Annotated in this window: 15 protein-coding genes; 2 read left to right on the top strand and 13 right to left on the bottom strand. The window is 34.8% G+C overall.

Features of this window, described 5'->3' with window-relative positions; translation table 11 throughout:
* Window positions 1-268: 268 nt before the first annotated feature.
* The 11 genes from AC2A1D_RS15900 to AC2A1D_RS15850 all read right to left on the bottom strand — a co-directional run bounded on the left by AC2A1D_RS15900 (window position 269) and on the right by AC2A1D_RS15850 (window position 12,122).
* On the bottom strand, window positions 269-931 hold the full coding sequence (locus AC2A1D_RS15900) for a copper homeostasis protein CutC (RefSeq protein WP_484044559.1): 663 nt from the start codon (window positions 929-931) through the stop codon (window positions 269-271).
* A gap of 101 nt (window positions 932-1,032) precedes the next feature.
* Window positions 1,033-2,028, bottom strand: coding sequence for an isoaspartyl peptidase/L-asparaginase family protein (locus tag AC2A1D_RS15895; RefSeq protein ID WP_484044558.1), 996 nt, complete (start codon window positions 2,026-2,028; stop codon window positions 1,033-1,035).
* A gap of 99 nt (window positions 2,029-2,127) precedes the next feature.
* Window positions 2,128-2,613: a DUF6691 family protein gene (locus tag AC2A1D_RS15890; protein ID WP_484044557.1), complete on the bottom strand. Its 486-nt coding sequence runs from the start codon at window positions 2,611-2,613 to the stop codon at window positions 2,128-2,130.
* A 13-nt stretch (window positions 2,614-2,626) separates the two neighbouring features.
* The gene (locus AC2A1D_RS15885; protein ID WP_484044556.1) at window positions 2,627-3,190 is read right to left on the bottom strand and encodes a YeeE/YedE family protein; all 564 of its coding nucleotides are present in this window, start codon (window positions 3,188-3,190) and stop codon (window positions 2,627-2,629) included.
* A 13-nt stretch (window positions 3,191-3,203) separates the two neighbouring features.
* The gene (locus AC2A1D_RS15880) at window positions 3,204-3,839 is read right to left on the bottom strand and encodes a class I SAM-dependent methyltransferase (protein ID WP_484044555.1); all 636 of its coding nucleotides are present in this window, start codon (window positions 3,837-3,839) and stop codon (window positions 3,204-3,206) included.
* 46 nt (window positions 3,840-3,885) lie between these two features.
* Entirely contained in the window at window positions 3,886-5,307 is a 1,422-nt protein-coding gene (locus AC2A1D_RS15875; protein ID WP_484044554.1) for an MBL fold metallo-hydrolase, read from the bottom strand.
* 89 nt (window positions 5,308-5,396) lie between these two features.
* The gene (locus tag AC2A1D_RS15870) at window positions 5,397-6,185 is read right to left on the bottom strand and encodes a sulfite exporter TauE/SafE family protein (RefSeq protein WP_484044553.1); all 789 of its coding nucleotides are present in this window, start codon (window positions 6,183-6,185) and stop codon (window positions 5,397-5,399) included.
* Window positions 6,186-6,263: 78 nt separating this feature from the next.
* The gene (locus tag AC2A1D_RS15865) at window positions 6,264-6,887 is read right to left on the bottom strand and encodes a Crp/Fnr family transcriptional regulator (RefSeq protein WP_484044552.1); all 624 of its coding nucleotides are present in this window, start codon (window positions 6,885-6,887) and stop codon (window positions 6,264-6,266) included.
* A gap of 21 nt (window positions 6,888-6,908) precedes the next feature.
* Window positions 6,909-9,179, bottom strand: a complete 2,271-nt coding sequence (locus AC2A1D_RS15860; protein ID WP_484044551.1) for a glycoside hydrolase family 20 protein — start codon at window positions 9,177-9,179, stop codon at window positions 6,909-6,911.
* Window positions 9,180-9,381: 202 nt separating this feature from the next.
* Entirely contained in the window at window positions 9,382-11,220 is a 1,839-nt protein-coding gene (locus AC2A1D_RS15855) for a T9SS type A sorting domain-containing protein (RefSeq protein ID WP_484044550.1), read from the bottom strand.
* A 248-nt stretch (window positions 11,221-11,468) separates the two neighbouring features.
* Entirely contained in the window at window positions 11,469-12,122 is a 654-nt protein-coding gene (locus AC2A1D_RS15850) for a CoA transferase subunit B (protein WP_484044549.1), read from the bottom strand.
* A gap of 124 nt (window positions 12,123-12,246) precedes the next feature.
* Here AC2A1D_RS15850 and AC2A1D_RS15845 point away from each other — a divergent pair, with 124 nt between their 5' ends.
* Complete coding sequence (locus tag AC2A1D_RS15845; RefSeq protein ID WP_484044548.1) at window positions 12,247-14,073, top strand: ABC transporter ATP-binding protein; 1,827 nt, start codon at window positions 12,247-12,249, stop codon at window positions 14,071-14,073.
* 160 nt (window positions 14,074-14,233) lie between these two features.
* Here the strand turns inward: AC2A1D_RS15845 and AC2A1D_RS15840 are convergent, their stop codons facing one another.
* Window positions 14,234-14,935, bottom strand: coding sequence for a CoA transferase subunit A (locus AC2A1D_RS15840; RefSeq protein WP_484044547.1), 702 nt, complete (start codon window positions 14,933-14,935; stop codon window positions 14,234-14,236).
* Window positions 14,936-15,585: 650 nt separating this feature from the next.
* Here AC2A1D_RS15840 and rplS point away from each other — a divergent pair.
* On the top strand, window positions 15,586-15,942 hold the full coding sequence (gene rplS / locus AC2A1D_RS15835) for a 50S ribosomal protein L19 (protein ID WP_484044546.1): 357 nt from the start codon (window positions 15,586-15,588) through the stop codon (window positions 15,940-15,942).
* A 203-nt stretch (window positions 15,943-16,145) separates the two neighbouring features.
* Here the strand turns inward: rplS and AC2A1D_RS15830 are convergent, their stop codons facing one another.
* The gene (locus tag AC2A1D_RS15830; protein WP_484044545.1) at window positions 16,146-17,141 is read right to left on the bottom strand and encodes an alpha/beta fold hydrolase; all 996 of its coding nucleotides are present in this window, start codon (window positions 17,139-17,141) and stop codon (window positions 16,146-16,148) included.
* Between the last annotated feature and the right edge of the window lie 53 nt (window positions 17,142-17,194).

The raw sequence follows: 17,194 nt of genomic DNA, 5'->3' as shown, positions 1-17,194 counted from the left end.
CTCAAAGATTTCTATGAACCTCTAAAGCTGCGCCAATTATTTTATATGATAATTCATTTTCTGTCAATTGTTGTGTTTTATTATTTTGAACGCAAAGTTTATTAAAGAAGACATCAAACATTATAAGTGAGCAAAGATTAATCAATAAATTGATTTGATTAAGCTTCCGTTTTTCCACGCTTAATCAACAACTTTGTCGTAAACTTTGCTAGCTTAAATAATTAGATTCTAAATAAAATCTTTGCGTTAATTTAGCTTACACTAAATTTCAGACATTAAATTTTAGGTTTTTAATCTCTTCTGCATTGGCAAAGGTTTCGTAAGACAGCACCGCCGAAGAATGAAAATATTGACCTTTCGTAAAGGTTTTTAATTCTGAAATATTATTCGAACGAACACCACCGCCAATCAAGGTTTTAATCTGGTCGCCGTAGTTTTCAACCAGTTTTGCAAGATTTTCTTTACCTGCAACCGCAGAGTTTTCTCCACCTGAAGTAAGGATTTCTTTGAAGCCAATTTCAATGATTTTCTCGGTTGATTCAAAAATATTTTTTGTGCGGTCTATCGCTCGATGAAAGACGCAAGGTTTCCCATTCGCCAAATCGACCAAAAGTTTATTTTTTTCAATATCTACTTCTTGGTTTTCGTCTAAAATTCCGAAAACAAAACCATCTGCATTCGCTTTAGAAAAGGCAATAATATCTTTTTGCATTTGTTGGAATTCTGCATCTGTATACAAGAAATTCCCACCCACCGGACGAATCATCACATGGATAGGTTTTGAATATTTTTCTTTTAAATATCTTAATTCTTCAAGGTCGGGCGTAATTCCGCCGGTATTGATGTCTGCACAAAATTCTATTCTATCAGCAACAGAATTTAAAGCAATTTCAGCGGAAGTAATATCGAAAGTAGCGATTTCTAGGAACATAGTTTTTTTTTAGATTTGAGATTCAAGATTCAAGATTCAAGATTCAAGATTTAGCAAAAATACTTTTTACTTGGCTCTTTTTACTTTTTAAATGGTTCTTGCTATTTTAAAGCAAATTCAGGCTTTTCCAAGCGATTTCCTTTTTGGTCGTAAACGGCAAAATTAAATCCATCCTGAATACAATATGAACCATATTCTCCCTTTTTATTAATTGCAATAAAACCAACTTGAATATCTCTCAGGTTTTTTCCTCTTTTTTTAGTAATCTGTACAATTCTTTCCACAGCTTCTTTACAAGCTTGTTGCGGTTTTCTTCCCTGTCGCATCAATTCAACCACCAAATGAGTTCCCACCGTTCTAATAACTTCTTCACCATGACCTGTTGCTGTTGCTGCTCCAACTTCGTTGTCTACAAACAAACCTGCACCAATAATCGGAGAATCTCCTACCCTTCCGTGCATTTTAAAAGCCATCCCGCTGGTTGTACAAGCTCCAGAAAGATTTCCTTGTGCATCTAAAGCAATCATCCCGATTGTATCGTGATTTTCAATATTTACGATAGGTTGATATTTACTATTTTTCAGCCATTCTTTCCATTCTTTTTCGGAATCTGCTGTTAAAAGATTTTCTTTTTTAAACCCTTGAGAAATGGCAAACTGAAAAGCTCCATCTCCCACCAACATTACGTGAGGCGTCTTCTCCATCACCGCTCTTGCAACAGAAATTGGGTTTTTTATGTTTTCAAGACAAGCTACAGAACCAATATTATAATTTTCATCCATAATACAGGCATCCAAAGTTACTCTTCCGTCTCTGTCTGGGCGACCTCCATAACCAACACTTCTTTCATTAGGATCTTCTTCCACCAAACGTACTCCTTTTTCTACAGCATCCAAAGCACGACCGCCTTTTCCTAAGATTTCCCAGGCTTCTTCATTGGTTTTCAAACCAAAATTCCATGTGGAAAGAACGATGGGTTTCCCCAGTGAAGAACTTTTGTTTTCGGATGAACCTTTAGCCATCAAATCCAACGGATTTACCGCTAAAGCTAAGGAAGCAATCATTGATTTTTTTATGAACTTTCTTCTGCTCTGCATATTAGATTTATTTAATTTCGAAATTAGTGATTTTAGACATACTAAAAAATAAAAAAAGCGATGGCAAAACCATCGCTACAATTAGATTTATTGAAAAATTTAATGAGGTAATTTGTCTCTGAAATATCCATACACCCAAGTTCCCAAAACAGCACTCGTTAAAGTAACGATAACTGCGAAAGCTCCTGTTCCTATCTGAGCAAAAAGCGGCCCTGGACAAGCTCCTGTAACTGCCCAACCAAACCCAAAAATAAGCCCTCCATAAATTTGCCCTTTATTGAATTTCTTTGGAGCAATCTTTATAGTCTCTCCATAAATGGTTTTAATTTTAAATTTCTTGATGAGAAAAACGGAAATCATTCCCGTTAATACCGCGCTGCCAATTACTCCATACATGTGGAAAGATTGCAAGCGAAACATCTCCTGAATTCTAAACCAACTGATAATTTCTGCTTTTACAAATACAATCCCGAATAAAATCCCTACAACTAGGTATTTAATATTATGATACCATTTGTGTTGCAACTCGCTTTCGTTAACGCAAATGGTGTCTTGGTGACGTATATCTTCTGTTTCTTGTAACATTTTTTATTAATTATTAAAGTGAAAGAATAAGAGGCAGGATTACATTTGCCATTAAAAAACCTCCCGCCATAAAGCAAATTGTTGCCACTAATGATGGCCATTGCAAGTTAGAAAGCCCCATAATTGCATGGCCGCTTGTACAGCCACCTGCGTATCGGGTTCCGAAACCTACTAAAAACCCTCCTACAACCATGGTAACGAAACCTCTTAAGGTTAAAAGACTTGCAAAATTCATCAACTGAACAGGAACGAGGTTGCTAAAATCTGTGATTCCGTACGTTGTCAATTCTGCTTTCAATTGAGGGTTTACTGAAATCTCACCTGGATTTACGAGATATTGTGAGGCTAAAATTCCGCCCAGAAAAATTCCGAAAACGAAGAATAAGTTCCACCATTCTTTTTTCCAATCGTATTTAAAAAAACTAATATTTGCAGGAATGCACGCTGCACAAATATGTCGTAATGAAGAGCTAATTCCGAAAGATTTGTTTCCTAAAATAAGCAATGTAGGAACGGTAAGACCAATAATAGGGCCTGCAATATACCAAGGCCAAGGTTCTTTTATAATTTCTAACATAGAAATTGATTTGTTATTTAATTATTTTTTTCTTTTTAAATTGACAGAAAATAAAATTCTGAACCGTATTGAAAGGAGTTATATGATTTTGTTTAAAAGATCTTATCAACTCGAAATCTTCTAAAAAAACATTTTGTAAACGCTCTGCATCGTATTGTACAATGGGCAATCCGCTGCATTTTTGCGGCCCTTCAAAAGAAAACGCACCGATAATCATTATATCACTCACTGCATTTTTAACGATGTCTACATATTTTTTTATATCATTTTCTTCTGTAAGGAAATGAAAAGTGGCTCTGTCGTGCCATATATCGTAGGTCGCTTCGGTTTCAAATTCGCGAATATCTGAGGTAATAAACTGTACGTGTTCGGCTTTGCTTCCTAATCTTTTTTTTGCCTTTTGTAAAGCTTTAGAAGAAATATCCAAGACAGAAAGACTTTCGAATCCTCTTTCAAGCAAAAAATCTATTAATGTCCCATCGCCACCTCCAATATCAATGATTTTTGAAGTCTTATCTGCTGCTGCATTTTCAATAAGCTCTAAAGAAGTTTCGGGAATTTCTTGCGTCCAGCTTACTTCATTAGAATTTTTGGTTTCATATACATTTTCCCAATGGTTTTTATAACCTTCATTTTCAGAATTTTTCATTTTCTTATCGTAGATTTCTTATGATTTTTCAATCATTTTTTGCATTTCAACTAATATAAGGAAAAACCTTAGTTTGGCAAACGAAGTCACTTTTTGGAACTTCTGTTTGAGAGATCGCCGAAAAACCTCCTGCAATTTCACTAAAATTTCTATATCCTCTCGCCTGTAAAATACTTGCTGCCATCATACTTCTGTAGCCTCCTGCACAATGCAGATAAAAATGCTCGTTAGAATCTAGTGTATTTATCCAATCGTTAATGTACGCTAAAGGTTTATTAAAAGCATTATCAACGTGTTCTGCATTATATTCAGACTCTTTTCTTACATCGATAATGGTAGCGTTATTTTCAGAAATTTCTTTTTCAAATTGCTGAGCAGAAATTCTGTTGACTGTATCGATTTCTTTACCGCTATTTTTCCAAGATTCAAAACCGCCTTCAAGAAAACCAATTACTTCATCAAACCCTACTCGCGAAAGCCTTGTAACCGCTTCCTCTTCTTGATTTTTGTCGGCAATTAACAAAATTGGTTGTCTTACATCTACAACTAAAGCTCCTACCCAAGGTGCAAAATCTCCATTGAGGCCAATATTTACAGATTGAGGAACAAAACCTTTTGCAAAATCTTCATTGTTTCTTACATCCAACAACAAGGCTCCTGTTTGCTCTGCAGTTTCCTCGAATTTTTCAGGGGAAAGAGCGTGCAATCCTTTAGACAAAACATCATCAAAACTTTCGTAGCCTTTTTTATTCATCGCTACATTCATCCCAAAATAAGCAGGTGGCGGAAGAAGCCCGTCTGTAACCGCTTTCACAAAACTTTCTTTGTCTTTTTGGTTTAGCGCATAATTTGTCTTTTTCTGGTTTCCTAAAGTATCAAGTGTTTCCTTCTGCATATTTTTTCCGCAAGCAGAACCTGCTCCGTGGGCGGGATATACTATGATATCGTCATCTAATGGCAATATTTTTTGATATAAACTATCGTACAGCAAACCTGCTAATTCTTCTTGTGTAAGATTCGCCGCTTTTTGTGCCAAATCTGGTCTACCAACATCTCCCAAAAACAAAGTATCTCCACTGAATAATGCGACATCTTTACCGGTCTCATTACTCAATAAATAAGAAGAACTTTCCATTGTGTGACCAGGTGTGTGAAGAACTTTTATTTTGATATTTCCTATTGAGAAAACCTGTTGATCTTTAGCTATAATGGCTTCAAACTCTGGTTTTGCAGTTGGCCCGTAAACAATAGGCGCATTTGTTTTTTTACTTAAATCTACATGACCGCTCACGAAATCTGCGTGAAAATGGGTTTCGAAAATATACTTTAAAACAACACCATCTTTTTTTAATCTTTCGATATAAGGCTGTGTTTCTCTAAGCGGGTCAATAATTGCAGCTTCACCATTTGAAACGATGTAATATGCTCCCTGAGCAAGACATCCTGTATAAATTTGTTCTATATTCATTGTAATCATTTTTTTGTTATTTATTGATGCAAAATTCTGTGTTTAAATATTTCTGCACAGCTACTTTTGTTACAGAAGGGATTTTTTAATTAAATAAAAAGTTCTTTTACAATAATGTAAATTCCCATGACGAGAATAAACCATCCAAAAGCTGGTTTCAGTTTTTTACCATCTATTTTTTTTGAAAGTTGAGAGCCAATTAAAATCCCTACAATCGCAATAGATGATATCGTTGCCAGAAGCTTCCAATCAACTTCAACATTTTTTACTGAAGAGAAAAAACCTATTAAAGAGTTAAGTGAAATAATTACCAAAGATGTTCCTATTGCCACTTTCATGGGTGTTTTAAGGAGATTTACCAATGCAGGAATTATCATAAAACCACCACCCGCTCCTACAAGTCCTGTTAAAACACCAACCACAGAACCTTCTCCTGCTGCTAAGAGCGTCTTATTTTTTTCGACAGCACTATTTTGCAATTCAGGGCTTTTCTTAATCATTTTATAAGAAGCTAAAATCATTAAAACAGCGAAAATGATAAGAAGTAAAATATCTTTGGTTATTACAAAATTGCTGATGCTGAAAACCTCATCTGGAATGAGTGGTACAAGAAAATTTCTGGTAAAAAAAATGGAAATAATAGAAGGTATCCCAAAAATAAAGGCAGTTTTAAGATTTACCAAACCTTTTTTGAAGTAAGAAAGTGAACCAACAACACTGCTAATTCCGACAATAAAAAGTGAATATTCCGTTGCGATAAAAGCATCTAAGCCAAACAAATAGACCAATACAGGAACGGTAAGAATACTTCCGCCACCACCAATTAATCCTAAAGAAATCCCTATTAAAACTGACGCGATATAACCAAAAATTTCCATTTACTTTTATTTATGATGCAAAAATGGAAATCTTTGGCAACCTGTACAGCTACTTTTGTTACATAAGAAAAATTAGTTTTAGGAAAGCGTAATTTTATTGCGTCCTAACTTCAGTTTTCCAGAATCTTCAAGTTGTTTTAGAAGTCTAGAAACCACCACTCGTGCAGTTCCCAATTCGTTGGCAAGCTGTTCGTGAGTAATGATAATGGTTTTTGAGCCAAGATTTTCAGATTTTTTAAACAAAAGAGTAAGCAATCTTTCGTCTACTTTTTTGAAAGCGATTGCGTTAATAATATCGAGAAGCTCTTCAAAACGCTTATGATACAGCCTGAAAATATAATCTAACCACTCCGGATGTTCTTTAATAAAAAGCGAAACTTTGTCGACTGGTAAAAACAAAATCTCTGCATCTTCCTCTACTTCGGCTTTTACGATGCTTTTTTCATTGTGCATTCCCCCCAAAAAAGACATAATGCAGCTTTCTCCCGCTTTAATATAATACAAAAGAATTTCACGGCCATCTTCTTCGGTTCGTATTACCTTAATCATCCCCTTCATTACAATAGGAATCGAGCGAATAGACGAATTTTCATCTAAAATAATATCGCCTTCATGATACATTTTAGTGACTCCATTTTCATAGAGTTTTTCTACCAAATCTGGCGACGAAGTAAATTCAGAAGAAAGTATAGAATCTTGCATAATTCAAAAAATTTCGTGCTTCTAATGTACGCCAATTTCATCAACAAAAAGCCAGGCTTTAGAATCGGCTCCAGGATTTCCGGCAGGGATAATTCCAGCGTTTTCTATTTTAATTTTTATAAATTTTGCTTGCTGATTGCCGATATTTACTTTCATTTTTCCTTTTGTGGAAAGTATTTCTTCCTTACTAATTTCTTTAACGGTTTTAAAGTTTTCACCATCATCAGAAACTTGTATTGTTGCAGATTTTGCTAAATGAATCCAGCTTCCTTTATTGTCTAAAGTATTAAAATAAACCTCAGAAAGCGGAGTTTTTTTTCCCAAATCGATAGTGGCAACAACATCTTTCCCTTGGAAACCTAACCAAGTTTTTCCTAACTGTTTTTGATTTCCAACAATCCCATCAACCAAAGTAAAAGCCCCTCCAAAAGAATAATTTTCACTTGGTTGCTGTTCTAATGCAATCTTTTTACCCGTTGTTTTTGATGGTACAAAATCTTGCGAAGAGATAGCGCTTTTCAATTCGCCATTTTCAAAATATGCAGATTTTATCGTCATCGGTTTTAGTACCTCAATCGCGTTAGAATAAGAAGGAGATTGTGCGGTAGGAACTGTTCCGTCAATCGTAAAATGAATTTCGTTTGGGTTTTGTGAAGTCGATAATTCGTAGGCAACTCCATTTTGCGCCGGAATCACTTTTCCATTAATATTATAAATACTTTTAGCATAGTTCACACCCATTTTGTCTAAATATTTAAAATGATTGATAACCCTGCTTTCAAATTCTTTGTAATTATCTGGTTTTGAGGTTCCCCAAGCAACTTCCGAAAGTGCAAAAAGTCTCGGAAAAATCATGTATTGAACTTGCTTAAAATCAAGGACATATTCCGTCCAAAGATTGGCTTGAACGCCTAAAATAAATTTCGACTGCTCAGAATTTAATTCCTCGGGAATTGGGTTGTACGAATAGACTTTATCTAAAGGCGTGAAGCCACCAAAAGCATTTGGTTCTGTTTGTGGGTCGCCTTGATAATGGTCGAAATAACAGTAAGAACCGGGTGTCATTACTGCAAAATGGCTGGATTTCGCGGCTTCCACTCCGCCTTTAATACCAGTCCAACTCATCACCGCTGCATTTGGAGCAAGGCCACCTTCCAAAATTTCGTCCCAGCCAATAATTTTTCTTCCTTTTGAATTCACATATTTTTCAATTCTTTGAATGAAATAGCTTTGTAAACCATGTTCATCTTTCAGATTGTTTTTCTTAATTAAATCTTGGCAATGCACACATTCTTTCCAACGGGTTTTGGGACATTCATCACCTCCGATGTGAATGTATTGTGAGGGAAATAAAGTCATTACTTCATCCAAAACATTTTCTAAAAAAGTAAAAGTCTCCTCTTTCGGGCAAAAAACATCATCAAAAACGCCCCATTTTGTAGCCGATTCGAAAGGACCTTTTGTACAAGCCAATTCTGGATAAGCCGAAAGAGCCGCCAAAGCGTGACCCGGCATTTCTATCTCCGGAACTATCGTAATATGTCTTTCCTGAGCATATTTTACAACATCTTTTATCTGTTTTTGCGTATAAAAATAAGGACCGTAAGGTTTTCCGTCGAAAGTATTATCTACATATGCACCAATCATCGATTCTTTACGTTTTGAACCAATTTCAGTGAGTTTTGGATATTTTTTAATTTCAATTCTCCAACCTTGATCGTCGGTTAAATGCCAATGAAAAGTATTCAGTTTGTACATAGCCAAATAGTCGATGTACTGCTTCACTTCTTCAACGGTGAAAAAATGGCGGCAAACGTCGAGGTGCATTCCACGCCAAGCAAATTTGGGTGAATCTTGGATTTTGAGAGCAGGAATTTTCCCGTCTTTTGAAGTTTCAATTAATTGTAAAAGCGTTTGAATGCCTTGAAAAAGACCTTCAGAGTTTTTTCCAATAACCAAAATCATTTCATCGCTAACATCTAAAATGTAATTTGAATTAAACTCTTGTTTATTATCAATTTTTAAATCTTTATTTAATAGTAGAGAAATAAAATTGGGTTTTACTTTTTTTATATTTTTAGATAAATCTTTGGAGTAAATTTTCTTAAATTTTTCAGTAAAGTATTTGTATTCGTTAGATTTTTTGTCACCTACGAGAAGTGTATTCTCATTGATCTCAAAATTACCTGTTTTTAATTCAACTTTCTGTGGATAAGGGATTAAGTTTAATTGTTTTTGAGCATTGATAAATCCTAAAAAAAACAGAAAAATAAGTAGAAAGTTGTTTCGCATTGATGTTTGGTTAAATCGATTTTACGTCTGAATTTTTATCACAAATTTCAAAAATTTCCAGACGAGTAAAAATACTCATTTTTTTAGATTAGAAAAATTAGGTATTTCATGTAAGAATCAGCCAGTTTTGAGGATAAAAAAAATCACCAGAAAAATTTCTGATGATTTTAAGGATAAGCTGTTTAGTTTTATAGTTGTTGTTTTAGTCTTTCTTAAGAGCTTTATAAGTTTCTGTTTTACCGTCTTCAAATTTTACTTTCACGAAGTAAAGTCCAGATTTCAAATCTCCTAAATACACCTTTCCTGAAGGAGTTTTAAGTGTTTTCACCACTCTTCCAGAAGTATCAGATACAATGAAACTCTCGATTGCTTTTTCTGTATTTATATTGACATAATCTGTAAAAGGATTAGGATAAAAAGCAAGTTCTTTTTTACCATTTAAAGTTTCATTGGTTGCTAAAAGTGCGTCTTCCCAATATAGATCATCAATGTAATATGTTTTTCCGTCTGCAGAATTTCTAATAGCCAATCTTGCTCCAGCCGGAACTGTGTTGGGAATATCTAAAGTATACTCAGACAATGTACTTGTTGGAGAGATTACACCTAAAGGAGTAAAAGTACTTAAATCTGCAGCATTGGTCATATATCCAACATGCAATCCACTCCCTCCTGTTGATGAAACTCTTGCAAAAAAACGTAATCTGTGAGTTCCTAAATTTACATTTGAAAACTCAGGCATTACAGCAATCAAAGGTGTCTGAGCTGTAGTACACTGCAAATACAAGTTATTCGGCGTACTGTTAACATAAGTATTGTGTATATACTCAGTTCCTGGTGTAGTCTGTGGGATATTTAAGAACCAACAATTTGGAACTGTATTTTTAAGAATAACCGTACTGTTATATCCATCAAAATTTTCGTAAAAACTAGCTACTGGTAAACATGCTGTTGAAAAAACTACCGGATTGGGAATCCAAGTTCCAATATCAGTTGTTGTACATTTAGCTCTCATCCAAAAATAATATTTTGTACCCGTTGCTAAACCCGTAATAGAAGCTGTATTACCCGTAGTACTATAAGAGTTACTTGCTGTAAGCACCGTTGACGATGTTGGAGCTACGTTATTTGTAGAATAATAAATATCATATCCTGCATTGGGGTTAGATACAGAAGTTGTCCAGCTTAAAGATATCGAGTTATAGCCAATAGCTGTAGGTACAATAGCTGATGGAGGAAAGCAAGAAGGAGCTTCAAATAAATAAGTTAAGCCATTATCCGGCATTCCTGGAGGAGAATTCACTGTATGAATCTGTTGATAATCTGCACTTGTTGCCGAAAGCAGAGAAGAACTAAATAGTTGGTTAGATGCATTTATTCTTACAAGAAAATCAGCAGTGGTAGATCCTCTAAGACCAACTTGTCTTGAACTACCCGAGCTTACAGTTCCAATTAAGTTACTTCCTGAACCGTAAACAAATGCTACATTATTTGTAGTTTCAAAAAGCTGAACTTGAAAAGAAAACGCGTACACACTGGTGGTAGATGTTGAAGCTACAGGTCTGAAATTTTGCCATTCTATTACAAAAACTCTGTTAGGAGCTGTACCTCTAACTTCTTTCGTTATTCTTCCAGTTACCCCGTTAATTCCAGCAAATGAAGAACTACTTCCTGCACAGGGAGAGATTACTCCTTCAAAAGAACTTGTATTGCCTAAAGGCGCCGATAACCCAGTTGCAGGTACCGTTGCACCAAAAGTAATAAAACCTTTTGCAGACACATTAAATGCAGTATTTGCAAGATAATTTATATTATTAAATTTAAAATCAAAAGGAAGAAGTACACTATAAACACCACTACTCAAATTACCAGCAGTAGTATTATCTGTAGCAACTGCAATATCTACACCCCCTGTAATCGGGGTATAAGTTCCAACAGACTGGCTAAAAAGATAATTATTGATAACCTGCCCAAACATCAAATTACTTTGAGCAAAAAAAGCAAAAACAAGCAAAAAAGCTTTCAGGGTTCTGCTGGTTTTCAAAGTTGTTGATTTAAAAAAAAATTTAGTTTCTATCATACTCTCTAGTATTTTTGTTTGCAACCAAAAGTAAGCTAAAAACCGCTCCTATTGACTATAAAAAGCCTTTTCACGCTATCAAAATTCTAGAAATAAGGCATCGATTGTGGTCTCAGACGCGTCATTTAGGGGAAGTATTCTTTTAGAATTGAGCATGAAAAAGCCGAAAAGATTGTTTTCTTTTCGGCTTTCTGAGTATTTTTCTATTTATTTTAAAATTCCATCTCCGGAATTTCACCTTCAATAATCAAATTTGCTTCAGTAGATTGAATAATATGTTCCACTGAAACTCCCGGAGCTCTCTCAATAAGTTTGAAACCTTCAGGCGTTACATCCAAAACAGCAAGTTCAGTAACCACCCTTTTAACGCAGTTTACCCCAGTTAAAGGAAGCGTACATTTTTTTAGAATTTTACTTTCTCCTGCTTTGTTTACATGCATCATCGCAACGATGATATTTTCTGCAGAAGCAACCAAATCCATCGCTCCTCCCATTCCTTTTACCATTTTTCCAGGAATTTTCCAGTTGGCGATGTCACCGTTTTCGGCAACTTCCATGGCTCCTAAAATTGTAAGGTCTACTTTCTGCGAACGAATCATCCCAAAACTAAATGCTGAATCGAAAAATGAACCTCCATCTAAAATAGTTATCGTCTGTTTTCCTGCATTAATAATATCTGCATCTTCCTCTCCCTCAAAAGGAAAAGGCCCCATTCCTAAAACTCCGTTTTCACTTTGAAATTCTACAGAAAGATTCTCCGGAACATAATTGGCAACCAATGTTGGAATGCCTATTCCTAAATTTACATAATATCCGTCTTTTACTTCTCTTGCAATTCTTTGTGCGATTTGTTCTTTCGTTAGCATAGCATAATCTTATCCTGCCAAATTAACCATTTTTTCAGAACTATGAAATATTTTTTCCTTCTTATGCTACACTCTATTTCGCGTTACAAAATGTTGTAAATTTGTAAGCTTTTTAATTACAATAATGAAAATACTTTTAAAATATTTAAAACCATATAAATGGCTCATTATAGCCTCGCTACTTTTAGCATCTATTAATCAGGTTTTTTCTCTCTTTGCCCCTGCAATAACAGGAAATATATTAGACAAACTCGTTACACACCCCAATTTTTTTGATAAAGAAAAAATGCTTCCTAGAAACATGGATGAATATCTCTATGGAACCAGCATTTATCACGGAGTTTTCTATTTTTTAGGACTTTTAGTAGGAACCGCAATGGTGAGCAGAATTGCCAAAGCTTTTCAGGATTATGTCGTGAATGTGATTATTCAGAAATTTGGGGCTAAAATTTTCACCGATGGTTTAAAACACTCCATGAGACTTCCTTTTCAAGAATTTGAAGACCAAAGAAGTGGCGAAACGCTTTCTATTTTAACCAAAGTAAGAGAAGATTCTGTAAAATTTATCAATAATTTTATCAATGTCTTTTTCGGGATTTTGGTGAGTATTATTTTTGTTTCAGTTTACGCCATCCGTTTGCATTGGTCTATAATGCCCGTTTATGTTGTAGGAATTATTCTAATTGCAGTGGTAACTAACCTATTAAGTAAAAGAATAAAAACCATACAGAAAAATATTGTTTCAGAAACCACCAATTTAGCAGGAAGTACTACCGAAAGTCTTAGAAATATTGAAATTGTAAAAAGTTTAGGACTTACCAATCAAGAAGTTGAGCGTCTCAACAACAACACGTATAAAATCCTCAATTTAGAATTAAGAAAAGTAAAAAGTATTCGCTCTTTAAGCTTCGTACAGGGAACTTTGGTGAATTTCCTGCAACAAACCATTACTTTTACATTGCTTTTGCTAATTTTTAAAAATATCGTAACACCAGGACAATATCTTTCACTCATGTTTTACGGTTTCTTTATTTTCGGGCCGATGCAAGAAATTGGAAACATCATAATTTCTTATCGCGAAGCTCAAGCCTCACTCAATAATTTTGATAGGGTGATGAAAAAAGAAGTAGAGCCCAAACCTGAAAAGCCTAAGAAAATTGGCGCAATTGAAGAACTTGAATTCCAAGAAGTATCTTTCCAACATCAAACAGCGCATTACAAAGCTTTAAATTCAATTTCATTTAATGTAAAAAACGGAGAAACCATCGCCTTTGTCGGACCAAGTGGTTCAGGGAAAAGTACCTTGGTAAAATTGCTTGTAGGTTTGTATCGACCGAAAGAAGGTTCTATTTTATACAATAATATCAACGGAAAAGAATTCGATTTTGATGAATTGAGAAACCAAATTGGATTTGTAACACAAGACACACAACTTTTTGCAGGAACTATTCGTGAAAATTTGCTTTTTGTAAATCCTAAAGCAACCGAAGAAGATTTACAATTGGCCTTAAAAAAATCAAGCTGCACTGCACTTTTAGAACGTGCCGAAAAAGGTATCGAAACCGTTATTGGTGAAGGCGGACTAAAACTAAGCGGCGGTGAAAAACAAAGAATCGCTATCGCAAGAGCTTTGCTTAGAAAACCTCATTTATTGATTTTTGATGAAGCAACTTCCGCTTTAGACAGTATTACGGAAGAAGAAATTACGACAACCATAAAAGAAATTTCGAAAGAAAAAGAGCAAATTACCGTTCTTATCGCTCACCGTTTGAGTACGATTATGCACGCAGACCGAATTTTTGTTTTGGAACGCGGGCAAATCGTTGAAACCGGTTCTCACCTAGACCTTATTGAAGAAAAAGGCTTGTATTACGCCATGTGGAGACAACAAATTGGGGAAAGAAAACCTACGGAATTGCCCTTAAATACAAAAGATTCAAAAGATATTTAGTTTTTTAGTGAATCAACACTTTTTTAATTACAGAAACAACTTTTCTTAATTGAAAACTGAAATTCCTCCTTTGTCGGAATGACAGCTCACTTAGAAGTATGTAAAACAAAACTACCCTGAAAATTGATTTCAGGGTAGTTTTTTATGGTTAAAAAGAAATTTAGTTTCTTTTTCTTACAGTTCTCTGTTCGATTCTCTTTTCGTAATTCTCGCCTTGGAAAATTCTTTGAATCATAATTCCTGGAATATGAATTTCGTTGGGGTCTAATTGCCCCGGTTCTACCAATTCTTCTACTTCTGCGATGGTAATTTTCCCAGCTCCCGCCATTGGATGATTAAAATTTCTTGCCGAACCTTTGAAAATTAAGTTCCCTGCATGATCGCCTTTCCAAGCTTTTACGATAGAATAATCTGCCTCGAAAGCGTGTTCCAAAATATGCGGTTTTCCTTTGAAATCTTTTACTTCTTTACCTTCGGCTACTTCAGTTCCGAAACCTGCAGGTGTGTAAAATGCCGGAATTCCCGCTTGTGCTGCTCTACATTTTTCAGCTAAAGTTCCTTGTGGAGTAAGCTCTACTTCCAATTCGCCAGAAAGCATTTGTCTTTCGAACTCCGCATTTTCTCCCACATACGACGAAATCATTTTCTTGATTTGTCTTTTGTGAAGCAACAGTCCTAAACCAAAATCGTCTACTCCTGCGTTATTCGAAATGCAAGTAAGGTCTTTTACATCACTCTCTACCAATGCGTTAATTGAATTTTCTGGAATACCACACAACCCAAAACCGCCTAACATTAATGTCATCCCGTCTTCGATTCCTGCAATGGCTTCCTGAGCATTTTTTACTCTTTTATCGATCATTTTTCTGAATTAAATTTGAAGGTATTAAATTAGTATTTTTATTTGAAACTCAAAATTTTTGTTTTTAACGCATACTTCGACAAACTCAGTAGCCAGCGCAAAGATTTTTTTTGAAATTTTTCTGCATATTTTTCGGTCGCAAAGGCGTTTCACTCAGCTAAGAAAACTTTTGGTCGATGAAGTCGAAGAATGTTAGTTTGGAATTAATCAAAAAATTTATTGATTTTCTTAAAAATTGAAAAGTGAAAAAAACACATTTCTTTCGCGTGAGGGATGGAAGCGGCATCCTTTTTTTGGTTGTGGAGGGAAAGCTTTGGCAACCAAAAAAAGATACAGCGTACAGCCCGACCTGAATGAGGAAATGGAGCGCGAGCGAAGCGAGCGCGTAATGACCGAATGAAGGACACGCCCGAATTTATGGGTAATAAGTAATAGGTGATGTGTAATCATTCCATGAATGATGAATGATGAATGATGAATGATGGATTATAAGTTATGGATAATGAGGTTTTTATGAAATGTGATTTTTCTAAAATATTTTCTGTAAAGTATTTGTTATTATGAATATTTGTTTTATTTTTGCAACCTGTTATTCAACCTCTAGCGATAGTCGTGTAAGTTGCTTAGCTTAAACTTTTTATTTATTAATAATGGATTTATTAAAGTACGTACAAGACCAGTACATTACAAAAAAAGAATTCCCTGAATTCAAAGCGGGAGACACAATCACTGTGTATTACGAGATTAAAGAAGGTCAAAAAACTAGAACTCAGTTCTTCAAAGGTACAGTTATTCAATTGAGAGGAACTGGTGCTACTAAAACTTTCACCATCAGAAAAATGTCTGGTGATGTAGGTGTAGAAAGAGTTTTCCCTATCAACATGCCAGCTTTACAAAAAATTGAAGTTGACAGAAGAGGTAGAGTTAGAAGATCTAGAATCTACTACTTCAGAGATCTTAGAGGTAAGAAAGCGAGAATTAAAGACGCTGCTTACAAAAAGAAGTAATTCAGACAACAACACATACGAAAAGAGGCTTTCAGTTTTGAAAGCCTCTTTTTATTTTTGGGTTTTGAAAGTTTTTTTCTAAAACCACCCCGTATTAATTTTCTTCGAAAATTAATCCACGCCTCCACAGGAGAGGAATTTCAGGTACAAATTATATTTCAGGACGTTAACTTAAAACTTTCCTCGACTGTCTTCCAATTTCCTTACTTTATAAAATCATATAGAGCATTCCAAAATTTATCGTACACTTCGATATGAGGAAGATGACCTACGTTTTCAATTTCAACTAATTTAGAACCGGCAATTTGCTGTTGTGTTTTCTTTCCTAATTCTTGATATTGCCCCATTTTAGGCTGTAATTCTTTCGGCGCTCTGTCTTTTCCTATTGCGGTTCTGTCTCTGTTTCCTATAATTAATAAAGTGGGGACTTTTATGTTTTTAAACTCGTAGCAGACTGGCTGATTGTAAATCATATCCGAAGTTAAAGCCGCATTCCAAGCTACTTTGGGATAATCTGGATGGATTGTCCAACCTGCAATTAAATCAAGCCACGGTTGATATTCTTCTTTCCATTTATTATCGTAATAGAATTTAAGTTGATAATTTTTATAAGTTTCAGCAGTATTTTTTAGCTCTGCAGCATACGCTTTATCTAAAGTTTGATACGAAGCAAATGTTTTGTAATCTTCCAAGCCAATCGGATTTTCGAGAATCAGTTTTTCTACTTTTTCAGGATAAAGCAAAGTAAATCTTGTCGCAACCATCCCTCCCATTGAATGACCTAGAACAATTGCTTTTTCGATTTTTAATTCATCTAAAATTGCTTTAGTATTATCTGCTAATTGGGAAAAAGAAAATTGATAAGATTCAGGCTTAGAAGATTTCCCAAACCCAATTTGATCAGGAATTATAACACGAAATCCTTTGCTTAAAAGATCTTTTGCTGTTTTTTCCCAATACGCACCATTAAAATTCTTGCCATGAAGTAGCATTATTGTTTTCCCGTTTGCTTTTTGAGGCTTCACATCCATATATGCCATTTTCAAATTTTGTTTCTGAGATTGAAGCTCTAAATAATGAACTTCAAAAGGATATTGATAATTGGAAAGTGTGGCATCTAAAGGTTTAATTTGGCTAAAAGTAACCATAGGCAACATTGTAAAATAACTATATAAGATAGCTTTTCTAAAATTCAGCATAATCTATATTTTATTTACCATAATTACAAAAAACATACTAAAAAGAAAAAACT

The organism is Chryseobacterium sp. HNCC26DJ239 (assembly GCF_057180445.1).
This window is presented reverse-complemented; position numbering and strand designations above follow the sequence as displayed.

Excerpts from the sequence above, each read along its gene's own strand:
- AC2A1D_RS15880 (WP_484044555.1), bottom strand. The coding sequence starts at position 3,839 with ATGAAAAATTCTGAAAATGAAGGTTATAAAAACCATTGGGAAAATGTA.
- AC2A1D_RS15900 (WP_484044559.1), bottom strand. The coding sequence starts at position 931 with ATGTTCCTAGAAATCGCTACTTTCGATATTACTTCCGCTGAAATTGCT.
- AC2A1D_RS15830 (WP_484044545.1), bottom strand. The coding sequence starts at position 17,141 with ATGCTGAATTTTAGAAAAGCTATCTTATATAGTTATTTTACAATGTTG.
- AC2A1D_RS15840 (WP_484044547.1), bottom strand. The coding sequence starts at position 14,935 with ATGATCGATAAAAGAGTAAAAAATGCTCAGGAAGCCATTGCAGGAATC.
- AC2A1D_RS15875 (WP_484044554.1), bottom strand. The coding sequence starts at position 5,307 with ATGAATATAGAACAAATTTATACAGGATGTCTTGCTCAGGGAGCATAT.
- rplS (WP_484044546.1), top strand. The coding sequence starts at position 15,586 with ATGGATTTATTAAAGTACGTACAAGACCAGTACATTACAAAAAAAGAA.
- AC2A1D_RS15845 (WP_484044548.1), top strand. The coding sequence starts at position 12,247 with ATGAAAATACTTTTAAAATATTTAAAACCATATAAATGGCTCATTATA.
- AC2A1D_RS15890 (WP_484044557.1), bottom strand. The coding sequence starts at position 2,613 with ATGTTACAAGAAACAGAAGATATACGTCACCAAGACACCATTTGCGTT.
- AC2A1D_RS15865 (WP_484044552.1), bottom strand. The coding sequence starts at position 6,887 with ATGCAAGATTCTATACTTTCTTCTGAATTTACTTCGTCGCCAGATTTG.
- AC2A1D_RS15850 (WP_484044549.1), bottom strand. The coding sequence starts at position 12,122 with ATGCTAACGAAAGAACAAATCGCACAAAGAATTGCAAGAGAAGTAAAA.
- AC2A1D_RS15895 (WP_484044558.1), bottom strand. The coding sequence starts at position 2,028 with ATGCAGAGCAGAAGAAAGTTCATAAAAAAATCAATGATTGCTTCCTTA.
- AC2A1D_RS15885 (WP_484044556.1), bottom strand. The coding sequence starts at position 3,190 with ATGTTAGAAATTATAAAAGAACCTTGGCCTTGGTATATTGCAGGCCCT.
- AC2A1D_RS15870 (WP_484044553.1), bottom strand. The coding sequence starts at position 6,185 with ATGGAAATTTTTGGTTATATCGCGTCAGTTTTAATAGGGATTTCTTTA.
- AC2A1D_RS15860 (WP_484044551.1), bottom strand. The coding sequence starts at position 9,179 with ATGCGAAACAACTTTCTACTTATTTTTCTGTTTTTTTTAGGATTTATC.